The sequence below is a fragment of the Mycobacterium sp. genome, assembly GCF_008709575.1.
In the GTDB taxonomy this organism is placed as follows: Bacteria; Actinomycetota; Actinomycetes; order Mycobacteriales; family Mycobacteriaceae; genus Mycobacterium.
Map to the genome: position 1 here is coordinate 1 of NZ_VYIK01000346.1, position 695 is coordinate 695.

General features: G+C 63.9%; 1 protein-coding gene. It reads right to left on the bottom strand.

The features are described from left to right. Positions 1–196 precede the first annotated feature (196 nt). Complete coding sequence (locus F6Q13_RS18870; protein ID WP_293059774.1) at positions 197–361, bottom strand: hypothetical protein; 165 nt, start codon at positions 359–361, stop codon at positions 197–199. Between the last annotated feature and the right edge of the window lie 334 nt (positions 362–695).

Genomic DNA, 695 nt, shown 5'->3' on the forward strand with positions numbered 1-695 from the left:
CTTCGGTGTGTTCGCTGATGTCAGGGTTCCGCGCAGGCATGTATCTCATTATATGCAATTAGTGGGATCTCCGGCGTGTACAGGCTGATGGCGTCGGGGGCGGTTCAGATAGCTGCGTCCAAAGCCCCGTCTGGCGACGACCGGCTCACGCTGCCCAGGCAGCCACACCCACACGAAGACATCGTCGCGGTGTGTCTCAGAAGTCGAGGCCGGCATCGTTGTCGCCTCCGGTCAAGCGCGGGTGGTGTTCGCGCGACGGGATCAACGCCACCCGTTCCTCACCCCGGCGACGCAGCCGCGCCAGTTTGTCGTCGCTCGCTGCGAACAGCGGCGCGCTGAGTACCGACGCCGCGCTGAACACGGGTGCCGATCGCCACCTCGGGAGCACCGTGCTCGATGGCGGTGACGGTGCGCGGGCCCACGCCGATGCGCATGCCAAGGTCGGTGGCCGTACGCTGTTGCGTTACAACGACCGCGGTAAGGCGCACGGCGTCTCGGCTTATGGCGCTACCCGCAATCAAGCCGAGGTCGTCGTGGACGAGAAGATGTGGTACATCCGTGAGAAGGCCTTGCCGTCGCCGACTCGAAGTCGCCACTGGCGGACGTGGCGCGAAAGCAGTCGTCGGAGAAGTCACTGACACAGCGATGACACAATTGCGCACCACGATGACTTGGCGTGGATTCACAAATAGCCA